The sequence below is a fragment of the Streptococcus equinus genome (genome assembly GCF_900101445.1).
GTDB lineage: Bacteria > Bacillota > Bacilli > Lactobacillales > Streptococcaceae > Streptococcus > Streptococcus equinus_B.
The window spans coordinates 446,798-468,018 of record NZ_FNKE01000001.1; the positions used below are offsets into that span (position 1 = coordinate 446,798).

Below are 21,221 nucleotides of genomic sequence, written 5' to 3' on the forward strand. Positions count from 1 at the left end.
ACTTTTTTCTTTTATTTTAGCAGAAAGCTCAAATAATGCAAACGTTTGCGCTGTAAAATAACTAAAAAGTTCTAAGAAAAATTCCCAGAACTTAAATGATATGAATGACCCATTCACCACCATAAAAAAGCAGCAAAATGTGACCAATAATTGAGACGGGCTTGCAGCAGACAATGATTCTAGCGAAGGTTTTAAATGGCATGTTACTAAGGGCGGCTAGCATAACTAATAAGTCTGCGGGCGCAAATGGTAAGAGCATACAGATGATGAAAATCACAGTAAAAGATTTGTGTCCAGCAATCAAGGATTCGTATTTTTTTAGTGTGGCTTCTTTGATGAAAAGAAGGCAAAATCGCTTACCGTACCAACGCGTTAGCAAAAATAAAATCATTGTCCCAATAATAATTCCGATACAACTTGTCAAAACACCAACAAGAGGATGAAAAGTCATAACAGCAAGCATCATGGTCAGACTTGCTGGAACGATTGGAACGACAACTTGCATCATCTGGAAGATGGTGAACATGATTGCTCCCCAGACTTTATCTTGACCGATGAGTGCTTGAATTTTTTCCTGATTGGTCAGATAACCATGCTGATATAACCAGAAAATACAGGCACACGAAATGATAAAGATAAGAGCTGACAGGATATGAATTAAGCGTTGAATAATTTTATAGTGTTGAAACAAAAACAAATCCCCCATCTGATTCTTTCTTTGTTGCTATCATTGTAAAACTTTTTGCAGATAAGTCAATACGTTTAAAGAAATGCCTAAAAAATGAAAATAGGTCTTAAGACGGATGCAGCTTAATAAAGAAAATCATATAATATAATCATCCTAAAAACTTTTCATATAACTCCGAAGCAAGTGGTTTTCCCGGCCACTTGCTTTTTTACTTGAATTGGGAAAAATTTAGAAATGCTGTCAACTCTAGGCGCGTCAGGCGCTTTTTTAATTTGGTTCTAAGCGTTTGCAAAAAAGCGGTTAAATAATTTGTGATTTGCTGGATATTATCATATGATGAATGGACTACGAAAAAGATAATTGGAGGGCAAAAGATGACTTTGTCTCAAGAACAATATATGGAGATGTATCTGAAGATGCAGCGCATTCGCGAATTTGATATGCGAATCAATAAGCTAGTCCGTCGTGGCTTTGTCCAAGGAATGACACACTTTTCTGTTGGAGAAGAGGCGGCTAGTGTTGGAGCGATTGCTCATTTATCTTACGATGATATTATTTTTTCAAATCACCGTGGGCACGGGCAAAGCATTGCCAAAGACATGGATTTGAACAAAATGATGGCCGAGCTTGCTGGAAAAGCAACGGGTGTGTCCAAAGGTCGTGGTGGTTCTATGCACTTGGCTGATTTTGAAAAAGGCAATTACGGCACGAATGGAATTGTTGGTGGTGGTTATGCCCTTGCTGTTGGCGCAGCTATTACACAAGATTATCAAAAAACTGGCAATATCGTTGTGGCTTTTTCTGGAGACGGGGCAACCAATGAAGGTTCTTTTCATGAATCAGTCAACTTAGCAGCTACTTGGAAACTCCCCGTGATTTTTTACATCATCAATAATCGCTACGGGATTTCGATGAATATCAAGTATGCGACAAATACACCTCACCTTTATACGCGAGCTGAAGCTTATGGCATTCCTGGATTTTATTGTGAGGATGGCAATGATGTTTTAGCAGTTTACGAGACAATGGGCAAAGCAGTTGAGCATGTGCGTTCTGGTAATGGCCCTGCGATTGTTGAGGTGGAATCCTACCGTTGGTTCGGACATTCAACAGCCGATGCTGGAAAATATCGCAGCAAAGAAGAGGTGGATGAGTGGAAGAAAAAAGATCCGCTTGTCAAATTCCGTGACTATCTGACAGAACATGAGCTAGTAAGTGCTACTGAGCTCGATGCCATTGATGCTCAAGTGGTTAAAGAAGTCGATGAGGCTTATGAATTTGCTAAAAATAGTCCTGAACCAGATCTGTCGGTCGCTTTTGAAGATGTCTGGGTTGACTAAGCGGCTTTTCATTTAACAGAGGAGAAAAATAATGACTGAAACAAAACAAATGGCCTTGCGTGAGGCAATCAATCTTGCCATGACAGAAGAGATGCGAAAAGATGAGACCATTTTTCTCATGGGTGAGGATGTCGGCATTTACGGTGGTGACTTCGGTACGTCTGTAGGAATGTTTGAAGAATTTGGTCCAGAACGTGTCAGAGACACTCCGATTTCAGAAGCGGCTATTGCTGGAAGTGCTATTGGAGCTGCCATTACAGGTCTTCGTCCGATTGTTGACGTGACTTTCATGGATTTTATCACGATTATGATGGATGCCATTGTCAATAATGGTGCGAAGAACAACTACATGTTTGGTGGTGGGTTGAAAACGCCAGTCACTTTTCGAGTAGCATCAGGTTCAGGAATCGGCTCGGCGGCTCAGCATTCGCAATCTTTGGAGGCTTGGCTGACACATATTCCAGGGATAAAAGTAGTAGCACCTGGTACTGCAAATGACGCCAAGGGCCTTTTAAAATCAGCCATTCGAGATAACAATATTGTCATTTTCATGGAGCCTAAGGCACTTTATGGCAAGAAAGAAGAGGTTTCTCTTGATAGTGATGAGTACATTCCACTTGGTAAGGGAGACATTAAGCGAGAAGGGACTGATTTGACGATTGTGACTTATGGTCGCATGTTAGAGCGTGTTCTTAAAGCTGCTGAGGAAGTGGCTACTGACGGCATTAGCGTTGAAGTGGTTGACCCTCGCACCCTCATCCCGCTTGATAAGGATTTGATTATCAATTCAGTTAAGAAAACAGGCAAGTTGATGTTAGTCAATGACGCTTATAAAACGGGTGGTTTTATTGGAGAAATAGCTGCGCAGGTTACAGAAAGCGAAGCTTTTGATTATCTTGATTATCCGATTGTGCGTTTGGCAAGTGAAGATGTGCCAGTGCCTTATGCTAGTGTTTTGGAACAAGCTATTCTACCTGATGTCGCAAAGATTAAAGCGGCGATTTACAAGATGGCTCGAAACGGGCGCGCGAATTAAAAGGAGGTGCTTTCTGTGGCAAATGAGATTATCATGCCAAAACTTGGCGTTGACATGCAAGAGGGAGAAATTCTCGAGTGGAAATTTTCCGAAGGCGATGTTGTGAACGAAGGTGACATTCTCCTTGAAATCATGTCCGACAAAACTAATATGGAAATCGAAGCTGAAAACTCAGGTGTTCTACTGAAAATCGTGCATCCAGATGGTGATGTGGTGCCAGTGACTGAGGTAATCGGCTATGTCGGAGCAGTAGGGGAAAACGTTGATGATTTGGTGGGAGAAGGGCAGGCTGAACAGTTAGAGCCTGTTCAGGAAGCATCAGCTGATTTCTCTCAACCGTCTGATGCGCCAGCTATTTTTCAAAAAGGTAAGATACGTGCGACACCAGCAGCAAGAAAGCTAGCCGCAGAGCGTGGAATCGTGCTTGATAGCATCAGTGGGACTGGTGAAAATGGGCGTATTCATAAAGAAGATGTGGTGAAGTTTGCTAAGGTGCGCGTGACGCCGCTTGCTCGTAAGATTGCGGATGATATGGGCGTTGAGCTTTCTGGTATTGCTGGAACTGGTGCTAGTGGCAAGATTACAAAGGATGATGTCCTTGCTAAAGCAGGTGCTGATAAGAGTGAGAGTAGCGAGGAGGTTCACAGTATGCTAGATGGTATCGAAGTTATTCAAATGTCTGCCATGCGCAAGGCGATTTCAAAAGGCATGTCGAAGTCATACTTTACAGCTCCTACTTTCACGCTTGATTATGATATTGATATGACGAATCTTTTGGCGCTTCGAAAGCAGCTGATTGAGCCAATCATGGCAAAAACGGGTTACAAGGTGACTGTGACTGATTTGATTGGACTTGCGGTTACGAAGACCTTGATGAAAGAGGAGCATCGTTATTTAAATGCTTCTTTGATTCACGACGCGAAAGCTATTGAGTTGCATCATTTTGTCAATCTGGGAATTGCCGTTGGCTTGCCAGATGGTTTGGTGGTGCCAGTCGTTCATGGTGCTGATAAGATGACTTTGTCTGATTTTGTGGTTGCCTCAAAAGATGTGATTCAAAAAGCGCAAGCTGGTAAATTAAAAGCAGCCGATATGTCTGGGTCAACTTTCTCCATTACAAATCTAGGGATGTTTGGGGTTAAGTCCTTTAATCCGATTATCAACCAGCCAAACTCTGCTATTTTAGGAATTTCAGCGACTGTTGACACGCCAGTTGCTATTGATGGACAGGTTGTGATTCGTCCGATTATGGGACTTAGCTTGACCATTGATCATCGTTTGGTCGACGGGATGAATGGCGCCAAGTTTATGTTGGATTTAAAAGCGCTGCTGGAAAATCCTTTGGAACTATTGATTTGAGATTAAAAAGATAAGAAAGGAAATTTATGGCAGTAGAAATTATCATGCCAAAACTTGGTGTAGACATGCAAGAAGGAGAAATTCTTGAGTGGAAAAAAGCCGAAGGCGATGTTGTAAATGAAGGTGACATTCTCCTTGAAATCATGTCTGACAAGACAAATATTGAAGTTGAGGCCGAGGATTCGGGCTTGCTTTTGAAAATTGTTCATGAGGCTGGTGATGTGGTGCCAGTAACTGAAGTGATTGGCTATATCGGAGCCGAAGGGGAAGTGCTTGCTGAAGATGTGAGTCTCAAGGAAGCCGCTAGTCAACTTAAGTCTGCTGGTCTTGAAGTACCAAAGGCTGTTTCTGCTAAAGCTGGAGTTTTTAGCGCAGCTGATTTAGCGGCAGATGAATATGACTTGATTGTCGTTGGTGGTGGCCCTGCGGGTTACTATGCTGCCATTCGTGGAGCACAGTTAGGGGCTAAGGTTGCTATCGTTGAAAAATCAGAATTCGGCGGTACTTGCTTGAATGTCGGTTGCATCCCAACTAAGACTTATCTCAAGAATGCTGAAATTTTAGACGACCTTAAAATTGCTGCAGGTCGAGGCATTAATCTTGCCTCAACGAATTACAGCATTGACATGGATAAGACCGTTGACTTTAAAAATGCGGTTGTTAAAACCTTAACAGGTGGTGTCCGTTCACTTCTAAAAGCCAATAAAGTAACCATCTTTAATGGATTTGCCAAAGTCAACCCTGATAAAACAGTCCATATCGGTTCTGAAATCATCAAAGGGCGCAAGATTATTCTTGCTACAGGTTCCAAAGTGTCACGCATTAATATCCCTGGTATTGATTCACCACGTGTTTTGACATCTGATGAGATTCTTGATTTACGTGAGATGCCGAAATCACTTGTTGTCATGGGTGGTGGCGTTGTTGGCATCGAGCTTGGTTTGGTCTGGGCATCTTATGGCGTTGAGGTGACTGTTATCGAAATGGCTGACCGCATTATTCCAGCAATGGACAAAGAAATCTCACAAGAATTGCAAAACATCTTGACGAAAAAAGGCATGATCATTAAGACAAATGTTGGGGTGAGCGAAATCATTGATGAGACAAATCACTTAAGCTTGAAATTATCAAATGGTGAAACTATCCAAGCTGATAAAGCTCTGCTATCCATTGGACGAGTGCCACAGATGAAAGGTCTTGAAAATCTCGACTTAGAGATGGATGGCAATCGTATCAAAGTTAACGATTATCAAGAAACGTCAATTTCAGGCATCTATGCCCCAGGCGACGTCAACGGTCAGAAAATGCTGGCGCACGCTGCTTACCGCATGGGAGAAGTGGCTGCTGAGAATGCTCTTTCTGGCGATCATCGCAAAGCAAAACTCAAGTACACTCCCGCTGCAGTTTATACGCATCCAGAAGTTGCCATGGTCGGATTGACCGAAGAAGCTGCGCGCAAGCAATACGGCGATATTTTGATTGGCAAATCAAGTTTTACTGGCAATGGACGTGCTATCGCTTCAAATGAAGCTCAAGGATTTGTCAAAGTCATCGCAGATAGCAAGTACCACGAAATCTTGGGGGTTCATATCATTGGCCCAGCAGCCGCGGAGCTCATCAACGAAGCAGCAACAATCATGGAAAATGAATTGACCGTTGATGACGTGGCTCAAGCTATCCATGGGCACCCAACCTTCTCTGAAAACATGTACGAAGCCTTCCTAGACACCATCGGACAAGCCATTCACAACATGCCGAAAAAATGACTTTTTTCACAAAATAAAAAAAGGATTGCAGTCACAATTAAGTGATTTTTGCAATCCTTTTTAGTTGAGCATGAAAATTGAAGTGCGAATTAAGTTTTGAGGATGTTTCTGTTTTGAATGTAATATTAAAAAGATTAAGCTTTTTCTTGTGCGATGTTAGTTGATGTTTGTGTTTTAGCAAGGTAAACACCTGTCAACGTAATTAAAATGGCGATAACAGTTTGGAGATTTAAGCTCTCGTTAAAAATTACCCAAGCGTATAATGCGGCAACGACTGGCTGAGATAGGGTAATTAAGGATGATAGGCAGGCATTCACTTTTCCCAAACAATAAGCTAATAAGCCTTGCCCTAAAATTTGAGAGACGAGAGCCAGTGCCAAAAGTGGCCAAAGCTCACCAAAATTCTGTGGCACATAAAAGCCTTCGGTAAAGAAAATCACAGTAGCTAGTACCAGTAGAGTTCCAAAAGCACTGATAAACATGATGATGCTTGATGTTACCGAATCGCGCAATTTGTAAACTGTAATCATGAACATGGCGTAAAAGATAGATGAGCCAAGACTCAGTGAATCTCCAAGCAGACGGTCTGGAGACATACTCACTTTATTTGCCATGAGAACCAGCACACCAATAAGTGTAACGAGACCGCCAAACAAAAATTTAGGCGTCATTTTTTCTTTGAATAGGAAATAACTGACTGGAATAACAGTGAATGGGGTAAGATTCACCAAAAGATTGGCATTAGCCACACTAGTATACGAAAAAGAGCTATTCCATAAAGTTAAATCACCCGCTAAAAATGCTCCCGCTAAAACGATTGTTGCGATTTGTTTGCGGCTCAAAGTCTGTAACTCAGACTTCTTGAGAAAAGGCATCAACATAGGAATGGAAAATAAAACACGGTAAAATCCGGTGTTGATTGGTGGTAGGGGACTGAGTTTGACAAAGATGCCACCAGTTGCTAAAAAACAGATAGCTAGAAAAATTAAGAAAATATATTTGCTATCATTTGTACGATTTTGCTTCATTTTTTCACCTCAGTCTAAATTGTAAAGGATACGTGGTATAATAAAAAGTACCAGTATTTAAAAATTTTTAGGTGCCACTTTGGAGGAAATATGATACATCTTAATCGCAGTGCAGGAAGTAGTCCCCTGTACCAGCAGATTTACCAGCAGATAAAATCAGATATTTTGCAGGGCTATTTAGCGCCTGATGAAAAACTTTTAGGAACACGAACCCTAGCAAAAATGCTTAGCGTCAGTCGCAATACGGTTGACCGAGCTTACATGCAGCTGACCCTGGAAGGGTATATCGAGAGCCGTCAGAATGCAGGCTTTTACGTTTTAAAAATGCCAAAGGCTTTTCAGTCAGAAAGAACTTTGACCGAGCCCATTTCAAAAACTGAAGCCAAGTCTGATGACGACCACATTGTTTACGATTTGACTAACAGCAGCCATACCAGCAATTTATTTCCCAAGAAAGTTTGGAAAAAGCATTATCAAAATGCCCTTGATGAACTGGATAAAGCAGAGCAACTATCGACCTTGCAGCCTTTTCAGGGAGAGTACAAGCTGAGAAAGGAAATCAGTCGTTATTTGGAGCGTATTCGTGGGGTAAAATGTCACCCAGACCAAATCATTATCACTAGCGGGCTTCAACAATCGCTGGATTATATTTGTCAGTTTTTAGGGAACACGAAAAGAAGTGTTCTGATGGAAGACCCGAGTTATCCTAAGGCGCGTGAAATCTTTAAGAAAAATTACTATCCTATCATAACTGCTGACGTTGATGAGAAAGGCTTAGAATTGACACAGGTGGCTGAAAGTGCTGAGATTGAAATGATTTACACCACACCCTCTCACCAATTTCCGCTTGGCATGATTATGCCGATTTCTAGGCGCCGTGAGCTCTTGAGTTTTGCTGAGGCGCACAATTCTTTTATTCTTGAGGATGACTATGACAGCGAGCTCCGCTATTACCAACGTCCCATCCCAGCCTTGAAATCAATTGACTATCTGGGGCGTGTGATTTATCTGGGGACTTTTTCAAAAATCCTTTCACCCTCTTTTCGTATGGGTTATATGGTTTTGCCAGAACAGTTCACTGAGAGTTTTCTAGAAAAATTCAAGCTTTACAACAGCACGGTTAATCTGTTGAATCAGATTGCTCTAGCAAATATCCTATCAAGTGGTGATTACGACCGTTTGGTTCGCAAGATGAACCATGTTTTCAAGAAACGCTATGAAGCCTTTAAAAAAGAATTTGAGCAGTTTAATGCGCCGATAAAATTGTCTTCAAACGTCAGTGGACAGTATTTTTTGGTGACTTTCCCTGATAAAATCAACCAATGTGATATCATCAAACGCGCAGAAAAAGAAGGTGTTCGGGTTTATGACACCATGCAATTTTGGCAAGAAAAAGCGGCTTGTCCGCAGGAAAGCCTCTTTCTTGGATTTAGTAAGATTGATTTGGAAGACATCCCAGATTGTGTCAGACGACTTAGAAAAGCTTGGGAGAATTAACGAGCAAATTAAAAGACGGCGGATTGAGATTCTGATATACTAAGCTTAATGAAAATGAAGGAGCTTTCAGATGAAATACATCGTTAACAAGTCCCACAATCCTGCTTACAATATTGCCTTGGAAGCTTTCGCGTTTCGTGAATTACGAGACGAAGACGAGCTTTTTATTCTCTGGATAAATGAGCCAACCATTGTGATTGGAAAACACCAAAATGTAATCGAAGAGATTAACAAGGCTTACACTGATAAACATGGGATTCATGTCGTTCGCCGTTTGTCAGGTGGTGGTGCCGTTTATCACGACCTTAACAATCTGAATTATACAATTATTTCCAATAAAGCAGAAGAAGGCGCTTTTGATTTCAAGACGTTTTCGCAACCAGTCATTGAAACTTTGGCTGATTTAGGAGTCACAGCGACTTTCACTGGACGAAATGACCTTGAGATTAATGGCAAGAAATTCTGTGGAAATGCACAAGCTTATTACAAAGGACGCATGATGCATCATGGTTGCCTGCTTTTTGACGTGGACATGACTGTTCTTGGTAATGCCCTGCAAGTTTCAAAAGATAAAATCGAGTCAAAAGGTGTTAAATCGGTGCGTGCGCGTGTGACCAATATCTTGGATGAATTACCAGAGAAAATCACAGTCCAAGAGTTTTCAGACAGATTATTAGACAAAATGAAGGAATCGTATCCTGATATGACCGAGTATGTTCTTTCTGATGAGGAATTAACTGAGATTGAGAAGCTTGCTGATGAGCAATTTGGCACTTGGGACTGGACCTACGGGCAATCACCAGATTACACCATCAAACGTTCAGTCCGCTATCCAGCAGGTAAGCTGACAAGTTATGTGAAAGTCGAAAAATCTATGATTACAGGACTTAAAATTTACGGTGACTTTTTTGGTATTAAAGACGTTTCAGATATTGAAGAAGAACTCATTGGCCTTCGCTACGAATATCAAGACATTTTAGCCAAACTTCAAGAAATTGACACCACACCATACTTCACCAACATCACCCCACAAGAAATCGCGGGAGCAATTGTGGAGTGAGGAAAGAAATAACCCCAGCTAGAAAAAATACTAGCTGGGGTTATGGATAGTCTTAATTATCTTTTATTTCAATATAATCAATGCTATATTCAATTGTTGAGAATGTTTTATCAGTCCCAAATTCAACTTGACGAGTTTCGCTAGGTGTCCAGTTGTTAAGAGATAAATATTCTTCATCAACAACTACGCCTTGATCATTTTTCAATTTTGCTACCACGCTTAAGTCTTCAATTGTAAATTCTGTGTTGTTAGTTACAGTAGCAGTATATTCTGCATACTCTTCGAAAGAATCTTCTTCGTTTTTAGCAAATGACAAAGAGTTAATTAGATTAAGAACTTGTTCTTTTGCATTATTATTGTTTTGAACTTCTTTACCAGAAGCTAAGAGTTCATCTAAATTCTTTTGGTTAGCTTTTGAAACTTTTATCTTTTTGATTTTGTTAATTTTGTTTAAAACTTCAGTTCTGTTATCATAAGCTTCAAACCATTTTTCATAAAATGAATCTGCTCCGAATGTTTGAGCAACTTTATTACATTCTTTTAATGAATTGATATAAGCAATAGCTTCTTCTTGTAATTTACTATCTTTGAATGAGAGATTGCTATATTTACTGATTTCGTCAAGTTCTTTTTTGATAGCAGTAGTGTAGAATTCTTTTGATTCATCGTCGTAGCTATCTGTGTAAGCCCATCTTGACTCTAAACCTTTTGCAAGAGATGACATAAATTTATCATCGTAATACGTTTTTTCGTCAGTCTTTTTAGAACATCCAACTAAAACTAAACAAATAATGGCAATGAAACCTAAAAACCATTTTTTCATGCTTTTAATTCTCCTATCAGCTTTTTACGTGGTTCAGTTTTTGCACGTGTATGCTTTATTAATCTAAATGATGTGTGTGCTTGGTAATCCATTGCTCCAACTTGATGTTAAGCCAGAATGAGTAGATACCAACTGTGATAATTGTAAGAAGTAGCCACTTGATCCAGTTTCCAAAGAGTTGCATGGCTGTGCCGTCAAAGTACAAACGGTGACCGTCGATGACAGTGTGTTTGACTTTCCAATTAATCATGATACAAATCCCCCAAGGCGCACAAATGCCTAGGGTACAAATGGTAATCAGACTAGCAATGATACGGTGGCCAACATAACTTAGCAAACCACCATCAAAATAACTTTCTTGATTCATAAAAACTCCTATATGTGAAATTCTAAACATTTTAATGTTAGCAAAACGATATTAGTTTAACATATTGAAAATAGCTATGCAATACAGATTGAAAAAAATAGTGAAAATTACATTCAGCGACAGAAAAAACTTACATTTTTGTTATAATGTTTAAAAAAGGATTGGTGGTAGATTTATGCCAGAGATGAGACGCCGTGACCGAGAAGTGACTAATTTAGCAGAAATTCAGGCAATCGTTGAGAAAAATATGATTTTACATTTAGGTCTTTTTGATAAAGAGTTTCCTTATGTGGTTCCTCTTCATTATGGCTATGAATACGATGAAGAAAAGGATCAATTTATTTTTTACATGCATGGAGCAAGGCAAGGACATAAACTTGATTTGATTGCTCAAAATCCAAAAGTTTGTATTCAAATTGAAGGTGAAGTGATACCTGATTACAATCATGAAATTCCATGTAAGTATGGTGCTTTCTTTACATCATATATTGGACGCGGAAAAGCAGAACTTTTAGAAAAACATGATGAAAAAGCACACGCTTTAAATCAATTAATGCAACATCAGACTGGAAAAATATTTGAATTTACCGAGAAAATGACCAAGCCAGTAGCTGTGATAAAAGTCGTGGTAACAGATTATTCAGCCAAAGCGAAGAAAATGATGCCTAAAAAATAACACAAAGCAACTAAACATTTTAGTTTGGTTGCTTTTATCATTAAAATTCCAGAAAAATTAAAAAAGCTCTTGACTTTGAGTAGACTCCAAGGTGTAATATTATTAGTAGTTATCAGAATAGGAGGAAAGAATGGACAGTTTTTCGGATAGGGCTATGAAAAAGGATTACTTTTTTAGTAATCGAGATTTAGCTAAATTATTTATTCCATTAATTATCGAGCAAGGCTTGGAATTTTTGGTCGGTTTAATTGCTTCCATCATGGTTTCAAGGGTTGGTGAAGCAGCGGTGTCAGGTGTATCTTTGGTTGAATTTTTGATGGCACTCTTTATCAGTATTTTTGCGGCTTTTGCGACTGGTGGAGGGATTGTTGCTGGGCAATATCTTGGTGACCGTGATAGCAAAAATGCCAATAAAGCAGTCAATCAGTTGGTGAAGTTCACTTTGTACTTTAGCTTAGCGATTACGCTTTTGATTTTTGCAATTAAACCTTTTATTTTGAGTCACTTGTTTGGATCAATCACGCCTGAAGTTCACGCGCAAGCCGATCGTTATTTTAATATCGTCGCACTCTCAACACCATTTATCGCTCTTTACAATTCGGGCGCAGCGATTTTCAGAACCTTAAATAAATCACGCTTGCCGATGAATATCATGCTGGTGATGAATGGCTTGAATATTGTCATGGGCGTCAGCTTGATTTATGGTTGCGGTTGGGGCGTTGAAGGAGTGGCTGTTCCAATTCTTCTTTCTCGTGTTGGTGCCATGCTGTTAATTCTGTGGTTTGCGCATCATATCAAGTCAGATTTGACCTTAGGAAACTTCTTAAAAGAAAAAGTTGACTGGCAAATGATTAAAAAAGTCCTTGGTATTGGACTACCATTTGGTTTTGAAAATGGCATGTTTTTCCTTGGGCGCTTGATTGTCTTGTCTGTTGTTTCTTTGTTTGGAACAGCAGCGATTGCGGCTAATTCAGTCGGTGGAACCATTATCATGTTCCAAGGCTTGCCAGGCATTTCAATCGTCCTTGGTTTAGCTGTGATTATTTCAAAATGTGTCGGTGCGGGCGACTATGAGCAGGCTGAGTTTTACAAACGAAAAGTTAGCCGTATCATCCATGCTGCAAATGCTCTTTTTTCAGTCATTGTTGTTGCTTTAATGCCTTTTTTGATGATGATTTATGATTTGTCAGACCAAGCGACACATTATGTTTGGATTATTGTGCTTGCTCATGGGATTTTAGTGAGTATTTTCTGGAATTCAGGTTATGTCTTGCCTGTTGTCTTTCGCAGTGCGGGAGATGCTAATTTCCCAATGGTTATCGGTATCGCTTCAATGCTTTTAGTTCGCGTGGTATGCGCCTACTTTTTATCGGTCAATTTTGGTATGGGAATGCTTGGTACTTGGGTAGCCATGTTCTTAGATTGGTTTGTTAAAGGACTCATCTATGAAATCCGCTACCGCAAAGGCACTTGGAAAAATTACAAATTAGTATGATAAAACTAAAAAAGGAACTGGATTATCCAGTTCCTTTTGCGTGATTAAAAATTTAAAAAAAGTAGTTGACTTAGAGTTGACTCAAGGGTGTAAAGTAACTAATAGAGAATAGTTTGTAAGCTTTTGCCGATAATTATTTTTGTTTCTTTTTACTTAGTGTTACACTTTAGGTAACGTAATAGGTACATGATGAAAAGGAGAAAAAATATGACTGAACAATTACATTTGGTACAGGAATGGGATAAAGTTTTCCCAAAAAGTGACAAAGTTGACCACAAAAAAGTAACTTTCCATAATCATTTTGGTATTACTTTGGCTGCTGATATGTATACTCCTAAAAATGCGACTGGTAAACTGCCAGCACTTGCTGTTTCAGGACCTTTTGGAGCTGTGAAAGAACAATCATCAGGGCTCTATGCGCAAGAAATGGCAGAACGTGGTTTTCTAACAATTGCTTTTGATCCATCATACACTGGTGAGTCAAGTGGTACTCCACGTTACATGCAATCGCCAGATATTAATACTGAAGATTTCCAAGCAGCTGTTGATTACCTGTCAACTCTTGAAAATGTCGATGCAGATAAAATTGGTATCATCGGTATCTGCGGTTGGGGAGGTATTGCGCTTAATGCTGCAGCGATTGATCCACGTATCAAAGTAACAGTAGCTTCAACAATGTACGACATGTCACGTGTTTCTGGAAATGGATACTTTGATGAAGCAGATAGCGAAGAAGCACGTTATCAAGCTCGTTTAGCACTTGCTAACCAACGCACACAAGATTATAAAAATGGCGACTATGCGTTAGCAGGTGGAGTAGTGGATCCACTTCCTGACGATGCACCGCAGTTTGTCAAAGACTATTATGCTTATTACAAACAACCTCGTGGTTACCATGCTCGCAGTCTTAATTCTAATAATGGCTGGGCAGTTCAAGCAAATACAAGTTTCCTAAACACACGTTTCCTCCATTATACTGATGAGATTCGAAACGCCGTACTTATTGTCCATGGTGATAAAGCTCACTCATATTACATGGGAAAAGATGCTTTTGCAAAATTAACTGGCGACAATAAGAAAATGATTTCTGTTGTAGGTGCTAATCATTGTGATCTTTACGATCAAAAAGATATTATTCCGTTTGATGATATTGAGAACTTTATTTTAGCACATCTATAATATCAATATTTAGTTAACTTCCTTTGTTATTAAGAAAAACCTTCCGTCTAATTGGCGGAAGGTTTTGGTTTGCTTAATGTAACAATTCGTGATAAATTGCTGCTTCGTCGTCTTGGTCAACATTGAAAATGATCTTTTTGACATATTGACTTTGATCTAGAAAAGCTTTAACAGTGTTAACGGCGATTCTAGCAGCATCTTCGTTGATAAAGTGTTTGTCATGGTTAGTTGCTAGGGATGATAAGGCAACAGATTCCAGTTGATTTTTTTCTGCTAGGGTTAAGCAAGAAAGGTAGCTTTGGGCAAGTAAATCAGCGTCAGATTCTGTTAGGTGTTCATTGATAGCAGGACCAACGGTGTGAAGAATGAATTTTGCTGGAAGGTTGTAACCAGGGGTGATTTTTGCACTACCTTCTGGTTCGTCGTGCCCTTGGTCTTTCATAAGATTATAGCATTCCAGACGCAGTTGAACACCGGCATAAGTATGAATGGTATTGTCAGTGCATTCGTGAAGCGGTTGGAAGCAACCTAGCATTTGGCGATTAGCCGTATTGACGATAGCATCGACTTGAAGTCGTGAAATATCACCTTTCCAGACATACAAGCGGTCGTCTGTCGCAAGTGGTTGTAAATGATTTAAAAAAACGACCACCCGTTCAGCTTTTTTCAATTGAAGGTAATCATTTTGCATGATTAAAAAACGTGTTGAGACAGCCATTGGCGGTCTGACATTAAGAAGAGCACGCAAGAGAGTTTCTTGTCCAGGCAAGTCATCTGGAACATCGATGGCTTTAAATTGCGGATTCTCCATAATAAGGTAATCTAATAGGAAGTTTACCATTTCTTTCTTAGTCATATGGACTCCTTACTAATTTTAAAATCGCTTTCTCAAATGCTAGTATATCACCTTTTTAAGGAATTCGCATCAAGAAAAAGAAGTTTAAAAGGGCAATTTTTAGCTCAAACTAAAAAAGTGGAGATTGCTTTTTGGTCAATCTCTACTTTTTAATAATCAAATCAATAGCTTTAGCAAGGTTTTCTTCTTGCTGTTTAGGATCTGCTACGGGCTCTTCGATGACTTGATTGATTTTATTGCCAATGACAATACCAATGGTACGATTGATACTTGAGCGAACAGCAGTTAGTTGTGTCACGATATCAATACAGTCTTGGTCTTCGTCAATCATTTTTTGAATGCCCCGAAGTTGGCCTTCGGCACGTTTTAAACGGTTGATAATATCTTTTTTATCTGTTTTCATGAGGCCTCCTTTGATTTTATTATACCGGTGGTAGGTATAATTGTCAAACCTAAGACCTTTTCGTTGACAGGTTGAAAGTGGCTGTGATATTATTTTATCATACCTATAGGGGTATTCGATAGAAAGGAGAAAAAGCTTATTTTTCTTAAAAAATTATTTTCTCAATCAGTGAGAACAATTACGACAAGTGAACTAGAAGCTGTTTTGCAGGACAAGTCTACAGTTTTACTAGATGTGCGAACAGCTCAAGAATACACTGGGGGGCATATCAAGGGAGCACGACTTTTTCCGCTAGATAGGATTCATACCTATGAGGGTAAAAAGGATAGCACGGTTTATTTGATTTGTCACTCTGGTGCACGTAGTAAGCGTGCGGCTAAGCTTTTGAGTCAAAAAGGCTATGACGCGATTTCGGTCAAAGGCGGTATGATGGCTTGGCAAGGAAAAACGATTGGAGGAAAGAAATGACTAAGATTCTTATTGTTGGTGGTGTCGCTGGGGGTATGTCAGCTGCGACACGTCTTCGCCGCTTGATGGAAGACGCTGAAATTATTGTTTTTGATAAAGGACCATACGTGTCATTTGCTAACTGTGGGTTGCCTTTTCACGTTTCTGGGGAAATTGCAGAGCGTGACAACTTGCTAGTTCAGACACCTGAGCGATTGAAGGCGCGCTTTAACATTGATGTCCGTCCAGAATCAGAGGTTCTATCAGTTGATGCGGACAAGAAAGAAATCACCGTTCGTCATGATGACAAGGTCTACACAGAATCATATGACAAATTAATCCTATCACCAGGTGCCAAACCATTTGTCCCAGAAATGGAAGGTCTAGACAGTGCAGACAATGTTTTTGTGCTTCGTAATATTCCAGATTTGGATAAAATCATGGCAGCTTTATCTGATGTGCAATCAGGAAATGCGACAGTCATCGGTGCTGGCTTTATCGGGCTTGAAATGGCAGAAAGCTTGGCTAAAAAAGGTTTGAAGGTGACTATCGTTGAAAAAGCCCCGCATGTTTTGCCACCACTCGATGAAGAAATGGCAGCCTTTGTGAAAAACGAATTGGCTCGAAATGGTATCACAGTTTACACTAATCAATCTGCCAAAGCTTTCAAAGAAAATGGAAAAGTGATTATTTTGGAAGACGGTAGCGAATTGACTTCAGATATTACTATTATGTCTGTTGGGGTTCAACCTGAATCAAGTCTCGCTAAAGAGGCTGGTCTTGAGCTCGGCCTTCGTGGCGGTATTTTGGTTAACCAAAACTACCAAACAAGTAACCCAGATATTTACGCAGTGGGTGATGCCATTATTGTCAAACAAGAAATCACTGGTCAAGATGCGCTTATTTCTCTTGCTAGTCCAGCTAACCGTCAAGGTCGTCAAGTTGCGGATAACATTGCTGGCATTGCGCGTCAGAATAAAGGTAGTATCGGAACAGCTATTGTGCGTGTCTTTGATTTAGCAGCGGCTTCGACAGGGCTAAGCGAACGTATAGCTCGTCAGTATTTTGATGATGTTGCTGTTGTTCACACGAATAACAAGGACCATGCTGGCTACTATCCAGGAGCAACTGATGTTGTTTTGAAATTGATTTTCAATAAGAATACTGGCGTTATTTACGGAGCCCAAGCTGTTGGTCAAAAAGGTGTTGATAAACGTATCGACGTTTTAGCGACAGCCATCAAAGCAGGCTTGACTGTGGCAGATCTCCCAGAATTGGAATTTACTTATGCGCCACCGTTTGGAGCAGCAAAAGATCCGGTTAATATGGCAGGATATGCTGCGCTTAATATCATTGAGGGAGTTAGTGAATCTATCCAGTGGTATGAATTGGCTGACGAATTAGCCAAAGGTAAGGTCTTTCTTGATGTCCGTACTAAAGCAGAAGTTGCTAGAGGTTATATTGCAAATGGTATTAACATACCACTAGATAGCTTACGTGACCGTTTGTCTGAGTTAGACCCTAACAAGGAATACATTATCAGCTGTCACAGCGGTCTTCGTTCTTATATTGGTGAACGCATCTTGAAGCAAAACGGTTTTAAAGTGAAAAACCTTGATGGGGCTTACCACCTCTATAGTACTGTAAAACCAGAGGAGATTAAACGTGATTAAATACATTTCAGCTAGTCAACTACAAGAGGCTTTAAAGGAACAGCCGTTAAACATCATTGATGTCCGTGAGCGAATGGAGTTTGCCATGGGACACGTTCCAACAGCAGTTAACCTTCCTTTGAGTGAATTTGTATCTGGCTACCAAGCGCTTGATAAAGACAAGACTTACCATATCATCTGTCAAAGTGGTGCCCGTTCAGAACAAGCCTGCTTTTTCCTAGATGACCAAGGCTATAATGTGGTAAATGTTGATGGCGGCACATCAGCGTGGCCAGGAGCATTAGAATACTAATAGAACATTCTATTTAAACATCTTCCTATTTTTTAGCAGGGCAAATTTGTCCTGCTTTTATGATATAATCATCTTATGATTGATAAAAATGATATTTTACAAAAGGCTGAAAAGCTTGTTTATGAAAAATTACATGCAGAAGCTAGTGGTCATGACTGGTGGCATGCGGTTCGTGTGAGAAATACTGCGCGTGAATTAGCTGAAAAAGAAGGAGCAGATAGTTTTGTCTGTCAGTTGACTGCTTTGGTGCATGACATGGCTGATGAGAAGTTAAATGATGATCCAAAGCAAGCTCTAGCTGACTTGAAAACTTGGCTCATCGACCAACAACTTTCTCAAGCAGACGTTGAACACATCATTCAAATCATCAATACCATGTCTTTTAAAGGCGATGGTAGCAGTGTTCCAGTAACTTTAGAAGGAAAAGTTGTGCAAGATGCTGACCGATTAGATGCTATTGGTGCAATTGGTATTGCCAGATGTATGGCTTATTCAGGTAGCAAGGGGCGTCCGATTCATGACCCCAGCATGACTGCCCGTGAACATTTGACTGCTGAGGAGTATCGTAATGGCAAGGACACAGCAATCATGCATTTTTACGAGAAACTGCTTAAACTTAAAGACTTGATGAACACAAGCCACGCTAGAAAAATGGCTGAGCACCGCCACGCTGTTTTGGAAGAATTTCTAAAAGAATTCTACGCAGAATGGGACGGCAAGTTGTAAGAAGGAGAGACTGATATGACGATTAGACGAGCAAAAGAAAGTGATATTCCAAAACTGATTGATTTACTAGAGCAAGTTCTCTTGGTGCACCACAAGGTTAGACCTGATTTGTTCCAAGAAAAGGGTGTTAAATACACACAAGCACAATTAGCTGAGCTGATTGCTGATGATAATCGTCCGATTTTCGTCTATGAAGACGAAGAGGGACAGGTTCTTGGGCATATGTTTACCGTTATCGAGCATTCGTCAGCGCCAAAAGTGCCACAAAAGACACTTTTTATTGATGACTTGTGTGTGGATGAAGCTGCGCGTGGGCAAAAAATCGGTGAGCAGTTATATCAGTTTGCTTTGCAGTATGCCAAAGAGATTGGTTGTTACAACTTAACGTTGAATGTCTGGAGTGCTAATAAATCTGCTGTGCGCTTCTATGAACGCCAAGGCATGACACCGCAAGAAACACGCATGGAACAGACTATTGATTAAAAATAGAAGTCACGAGAAATCGTGGCTTTTTAGCAGCTGAAATTTCTAAAATCAAGTGCAGAAACCGCTTTAGTTGATTATATAATTATGAGAATAGTTGTTAAATTGCTAATTTTAATTAGATACCGAAAATCTACTGCCAAATATAGGATTTTATGCTACAATTAAGGAGAACACAGTTAGCTAGAATAGCTGACTTTAATAGAAAGGGTAATAATGACTGACAAATCTACTTTGAACGATGTTCAAAAAATCATTGTTCTTGACTATGGTAGCCAGTACAACCAATTGATTGCTCGTCGTATCCGTGAATTTGGTGTCTTCTCTGAACTACGAAGCCACAAAATCACAGCTGACGAAGTTCGCGCAATTAACCCAATTGGTATCGTACTTTCAGGTGGTCCAAACTCAGTTTATGCTGATAATGCTTTTGGCATTGATGAGGAAATTTTTGAATTGGGTATTCCAATTCTTGGTATCTGTTATGGTATGCAATTGTTGACTGACAAACTTGGTGGTAAAGTTGTTCCAGCTGGACAAACTGGTCACAGCGAATACGGTCAATCAACACTTCGTCTAAAAGCTAAATCAGAACTTTTTGCTGAAACACCAGATGAACAAACTGTTTTGATGAGCCACGGCGATGCTGTTACTGAAATTCCTGCAGGCTTCCACTTGGTTGGGGACTCTGCTGATTGCCCTTACGCAGCAATTGAAAATACTGAGAAGAAAATCTTCGGTATCCAATTCCACCCAGAAGTTCGTCACTCAGTATATGGTAACGATATTTTACGTAACTTTGCTTTCCGAATCTGTGGTGCTAAAGGCGATTGGTCAATGGATAACTTCATCGATTTGCAAATCAATGAAATCCGTCAAAAAGTTGGAGATCGTAAAGTTCTTTTGGGACTTTCAGGTGGTGTTGACTCATCAGTTGTAGGTGTCCTTCTTCAACGTGCTATCGGTGACCAATTGACATGTATCTTCGTTGACCACGGTCTTCTTCGTAAAGGAGAAGGTGACCAAGTTATGAACATGCTTGGTGGTAAATTCGGCTTGAACATCATCCGTGTTGATGCTTCAAAACGTTTCTTAGACCTTCTTGCTGGCGTTGATGATCCAGAGAAAAAACGTAAAATTATCGGTAATGAATTTGTCAGTGTATTTGACGACGAAGCAAGCAAACTTAAAGGTGTTGACTTCTTAGCACAAGGTACTCTTTACACAGACGTTATCGAATCTGGTACAGATACAGCTCAAACAATCAAATCACACCACAACGTTGGTGGTCTTCCAGAAGACATGCAGTTTGAATTGATTGAACCACTTAACACACTTTTCAAAGACGAAGTTCGTGCGCTTGGTACAGCTCTTGGTATGCCTGACGAAATCGTTTGGCGTCAACCATTCCCAGGGCCAGGACTTGCTATCCGTGTGATGGGTGAAATCACAGCTGAACGTCTTGAAACAGTTCGTGAATCTGATGCTATCCTTCGTGAAGAAATTGCTAAAGCTGGTCTTGACCGTGATATCTGGCAATACTTCACAGTTAACACAGGTGTTCGCTCAGTTGGTGTTATGGGTGATGGACGTACTTACGATTACACAATCGCAATCCGTGCAATCACATCAATCGATGGTATGACAGCAGACTTTGCACGTATCCCATGGGATGTTCTTCAAAAAATCTCTGTTCGTATCGTAAATGAAGTTGACCACGTTAACCGCATCGTCTACGATATTACAAGTAAACCACCTGCAACAGTAGAATGGGAATAATGTACAGCGATTCGCAGTACATTAGTACAAGAGAGCTGATGCATTACCCCTGTAATAGTGGCCTAAGAACAAGGAGCAAAAGCGACGATGTGATTAGTTAGCCATGAATTTCTGGGAGTTTAAATGATATACCCACTTAGAACAAGATAGTCTAAGTGGGTTTTTATTTTTTGTTTAACACCAAAAATTACTAAGTTTTTGCTAATGTTGCATGTTATAATATTTTCTTAAGAAGGAAAGTATTATGT

At 40.0% G+C, this 21,221-nt stretch carries 20 protein-coding genes and 2 pseudogenes; 16 read left to right on the forward strand and 6 right to left on the reverse strand.

Annotated elements, in window-relative coordinates:
* Window positions 1–91: 91 nt before the first annotated feature.
* Window positions 92–706: a TVP38/TMEM64 family protein gene (locus BLR83_RS02275; RefSeq protein ID WP_074560042.1), complete on the reverse strand. Its 615-nt coding sequence runs from the start codon at window positions 704–706 to the stop codon at window positions 92–94.
* Between the two features lie 356 nt (window positions 707–1,062).
* On the opposite strand from BLR83_RS02275, the gene BLR83_RS02280 reads away from it, so the two are divergent.
* From BLR83_RS02280 to lpdA, 5 genes and pseudogenes are all read left to right on the forward strand, one after another.
* Complete coding sequence (locus BLR83_RS02280) at window positions 1,063–2,028, forward strand: thiamine pyrophosphate-dependent dehydrogenase E1 component subunit alpha (protein ID WP_074560043.1); 966 nt, start codon at window positions 1,063–1,065, stop codon at window positions 2,026–2,028.
* Window positions 2,029–2,059: 31 nt separating this feature from the next.
* A complete protein-coding gene (locus BLR83_RS02285) occupies window positions 2,060–3,064 on the forward strand; it encodes an alpha-ketoacid dehydrogenase subunit beta (RefSeq protein ID WP_074560045.1) in 1,005 nt (334 codons plus the stop codon).
* A 54-nt stretch (window positions 3,065–3,118) separates the two neighbouring features.
* Window positions 3,119–3,238: pseudogene (locus tag BLR83_RS10110) on the forward strand (biotin/lipoyl-containing protein); the annotation flags it as partial.
* A gap of 192 nt (window positions 3,239–3,430) precedes the next feature.
* Window positions 3,431–4,423: pseudogene (locus BLR83_RS02290) on the forward strand (dihydrolipoamide acetyltransferase); the annotation flags it as partial.
* Window positions 4,424–4,449: 26 nt separating this feature from the next.
* Window positions 4,450–6,189: a dihydrolipoyl dehydrogenase gene (lpdA, locus tag BLR83_RS02295; RefSeq protein ID WP_074560048.1), complete on the forward strand. Its 1,740-nt coding sequence runs from the start codon at window positions 4,450–4,452 to the stop codon at window positions 6,187–6,189.
* A 134-nt stretch (window positions 6,190–6,323) separates the two neighbouring features.
* Here the strand turns inward: lpdA and BLR83_RS02300 are convergent, their stop codons facing one another.
* Entirely contained in the window at window positions 6,324–7,217 is an 894-nt protein-coding gene (locus BLR83_RS02300; RefSeq protein ID WP_074560049.1) for a DMT family transporter, read from the reverse strand.
* Window positions 7,218–7,307: 90 nt separating this feature from the next.
* Here BLR83_RS02300 and BLR83_RS02305 point away from each other — a divergent pair, with 90 nt between their 5' ends.
* The gene (locus BLR83_RS02305; RefSeq protein WP_074560051.1) at window positions 7,308–8,714 is read left to right on the forward strand and encodes a MocR-like pyridoxine biosynthesis transcription factor PdxR; all 1,407 of its coding nucleotides are present in this window, start codon (window positions 7,308–7,310) and stop codon (window positions 8,712–8,714) included.
* Between the two features lie 70 nt (window positions 8,715–8,784).
* Window positions 8,785–9,774: a lipoate--protein ligase gene (locus BLR83_RS02310; RefSeq protein WP_074560052.1), complete on the forward strand. Its 990-nt coding sequence runs from the start codon at window positions 8,785–8,787 to the stop codon at window positions 9,772–9,774.
* Window positions 9,775–9,826: 52 nt separating this feature from the next.
* On the opposite strand, the gene BLR83_RS02315 is transcribed toward BLR83_RS02310, so the two are convergent.
* Together BLR83_RS02315 and BLR83_RS02320 are read right to left on the reverse strand one after the other, a co-directional pair.
* Window positions 9,827–10,597 carry an FxLYD domain-containing protein gene (locus tag BLR83_RS02315; protein WP_074560054.1) on the reverse strand — a complete coding sequence of 257 codons (771 nt, stop codon included), beginning with the start codon at window positions 10,595–10,597 and terminating at the stop codon, window positions 9,827–9,829.
* A 58-nt stretch (window positions 10,598–10,655) separates the two neighbouring features.
* Window positions 10,656–10,964, reverse strand: coding sequence for a DUF898 family protein (locus tag BLR83_RS02320; RefSeq protein ID WP_074560056.1), 309 nt, complete (start codon window positions 10,962–10,964; stop codon window positions 10,656–10,658).
* Between the two features lie 175 nt (window positions 10,965–11,139).
* Between BLR83_RS02320 and BLR83_RS02325 the strand changes: the two genes are divergently transcribed.
* From BLR83_RS02325 to BLR83_RS02335, 3 genes are all read left to right on the forward strand, one after another.
* Window positions 11,140–11,640: a pyridoxamine 5'-phosphate oxidase family protein gene (locus tag BLR83_RS02325; protein ID WP_200796307.1), complete on the forward strand. Its 501-nt coding sequence runs from the start codon at window positions 11,140–11,142 to the stop codon at window positions 11,638–11,640.
* Between the two features lie 130 nt (window positions 11,641–11,770).
* Window positions 11,771–13,135, forward strand: a complete 1,365-nt coding sequence (locus BLR83_RS02330; protein WP_074560057.1) for an MATE family efflux transporter — start codon at window positions 11,771–11,773, stop codon at window positions 13,133–13,135.
* A 207-nt stretch (window positions 13,136–13,342) separates the two neighbouring features.
* Entirely contained in the window at window positions 13,343–14,314 is a 972-nt protein-coding gene (locus tag BLR83_RS02335; RefSeq protein WP_074560059.1) for an alpha/beta hydrolase, read from the forward strand.
* 73 nt (window positions 14,315–14,387) lie between these two features.
* On the opposite strand, the gene BLR83_RS02340 is transcribed toward BLR83_RS02335, so the two are convergent.
* The gene (locus BLR83_RS02340; RefSeq protein WP_074560061.1) at window positions 14,388–15,170 is read right to left on the reverse strand and encodes a protein-ADP-ribose hydrolase; all 783 of its coding nucleotides are present in this window, start codon (window positions 15,168–15,170) and stop codon (window positions 14,388–14,390) included.
* Between the two features lie 142 nt (window positions 15,171–15,312).
* Window positions 15,313–15,573, reverse strand: coding sequence for a metal-sensitive transcriptional regulator (locus tag BLR83_RS02345; RefSeq protein WP_074560063.1), 261 nt, complete (start codon window positions 15,571–15,573; stop codon window positions 15,313–15,315).
* A gap of 168 nt (window positions 15,574–15,741) precedes the next feature.
* Between BLR83_RS02345 and BLR83_RS02350 the strand changes: the two genes are divergently transcribed.
* From BLR83_RS02350 to guaA, 6 genes are all read left to right on the forward strand, one after another.
* Window positions 15,742–16,041, forward strand: coding sequence for a rhodanese-like domain-containing protein (locus BLR83_RS02350; RefSeq protein ID WP_081340984.1), 300 nt, complete (start codon window positions 15,742–15,744; stop codon window positions 16,039–16,041).
* Entirely contained in the window at window positions 16,038–17,693 is a 1,656-nt protein-coding gene (locus BLR83_RS02355) for an FAD-dependent oxidoreductase (protein WP_074560067.1), read from the forward strand. The genes BLR83_RS02350 and BLR83_RS02355 overlap by 4 nt, the downstream gene beginning before the upstream one ends.
* A complete protein-coding gene (locus BLR83_RS02360; RefSeq protein ID WP_074560069.1) occupies window positions 17,686–17,985 on the forward strand; it encodes a rhodanese-like domain-containing protein in 300 nt (99 codons plus the stop codon). The genes BLR83_RS02355 and BLR83_RS02360 overlap by 8 nt, the downstream gene beginning before the upstream one ends.
* A 75-nt stretch (window positions 17,986–18,060) precedes the next feature.
* Window positions 18,061–18,711 carry an HD domain-containing protein gene (locus BLR83_RS02365; RefSeq protein ID WP_074560071.1) on the forward strand — a complete coding sequence of 217 codons (651 nt, stop codon included), beginning with the start codon at window positions 18,061–18,063 and terminating at the stop codon, window positions 18,709–18,711.
* Between the two features lie 15 nt (window positions 18,712–18,726).
* A complete protein-coding gene (locus tag BLR83_RS02370; protein WP_074560073.1) occupies window positions 18,727–19,194 on the forward strand; it encodes a GNAT family N-acetyltransferase in 468 nt (155 codons plus the stop codon).
* Between the two features lie 216 nt (window positions 19,195–19,410).
* Window positions 19,411–20,973 (forward strand): glutamine-hydrolyzing GMP synthase, encoded by a 1,563-nt coding sequence (gene guaA, locus BLR83_RS02375; protein ID WP_074482188.1) that lies wholly within the window; start codon window positions 19,411–19,413, stop codon window positions 20,971–20,973.
* The last annotated feature ends 248 nt before the right edge of the window (window positions 20,974–21,221 follow it).

Excerpts from the sequence above, each read along its gene's own strand:
- BLR83_RS02355 (WP_074560067.1), top strand. The coding sequence starts at position 16,038 with ATGACTAAGATTCTTATTGTTGGTGGTGTCGCTGGGGGTATGTCAGCT.
- BLR83_RS02310 (WP_074560052.1), top strand. The coding sequence starts at position 8,785 with ATGAAATACATCGTTAACAAGTCCCACAATCCTGCTTACAATATTGCC.
- BLR83_RS02280 (WP_074560043.1), top strand. The coding sequence starts at position 1,063 with ATGACTTTGTCTCAAGAACAATATATGGAGATGTATCTGAAGATGCAG.
- BLR83_RS02315 (WP_074560054.1), bottom strand. The coding sequence starts at position 10,597 with ATGAAAAAATGGTTTTTAGGTTTCATTGCCATTATTTGTTTAGTTTTA.
- BLR83_RS02300 (WP_074560049.1), bottom strand. The coding sequence starts at position 7,217 with ATGAAGCAAAATCGTACAAATGATAGCAAATATATTTTCTTAATTTTT.
- BLR83_RS02330 (WP_074560057.1), top strand. The coding sequence starts at position 11,771 with ATGGACAGTTTTTCGGATAGGGCTATGAAAAAGGATTACTTTTTTAGT.
- guaA (WP_074482188.1), top strand. The coding sequence starts at position 19,411 with ATGACTGACAAATCTACTTTGAACGATGTTCAAAAAATCATTGTTCTT.
- BLR83_RS02320 (WP_074560056.1), bottom strand. The coding sequence starts at position 10,964 with ATGAATCAAGAAAGTTATTTTGATGGTGGTTTGCTAAGTTATGTTGGC.
- BLR83_RS02275 (WP_074560042.1), bottom strand. The coding sequence starts at position 706 with ATGGGGGATTTGTTTTTGTTTCAACACTATAAAATTATTCAACGCTTA.
- BLR83_RS02370 (WP_074560073.1), top strand. The coding sequence starts at position 18,727 with ATGACGATTAGACGAGCAAAAGAAAGTGATATTCCAAAACTGATTGAT.
- BLR83_RS02340 (WP_074560061.1), bottom strand. The coding sequence starts at position 15,170 with ATGACTAAGAAAGAAATGGTAAACTTCCTATTAGATTACCTTATTATG.
- BLR83_RS02345 (WP_074560063.1), bottom strand. The coding sequence starts at position 15,573 with ATGAAAACAGATAAAAAAGATATTATCAACCGTTTAAAACGTGCCGAA.
- BLR83_RS02335 (WP_074560059.1), top strand. The coding sequence starts at position 13,343 with ATGACTGAACAATTACATTTGGTACAGGAATGGGATAAAGTTTTCCCA.
- BLR83_RS02285 (WP_074560045.1), top strand. The coding sequence starts at position 2,060 with ATGACTGAAACAAAACAAATGGCCTTGCGTGAGGCAATCAATCTTGCC.
- BLR83_RS02365 (WP_074560071.1), top strand. The coding sequence starts at position 18,061 with ATGATTGATAAAAATGATATTTTACAAAAGGCTGAAAAGCTTGTTTAT.
- BLR83_RS02325 (WP_200796307.1), top strand. The coding sequence starts at position 11,140 with ATGCCAGAGATGAGACGCCGTGACCGAGAAGTGACTAATTTAGCAGAA.
- BLR83_RS02305 (WP_074560051.1), top strand. The coding sequence starts at position 7,308 with ATGATACATCTTAATCGCAGTGCAGGAAGTAGTCCCCTGTACCAGCAG.
- lpdA (WP_074560048.1), top strand. The coding sequence starts at position 4,450 with ATGGCAGTAGAAATTATCATGCCAAAACTTGGTGTAGACATGCAAGAA.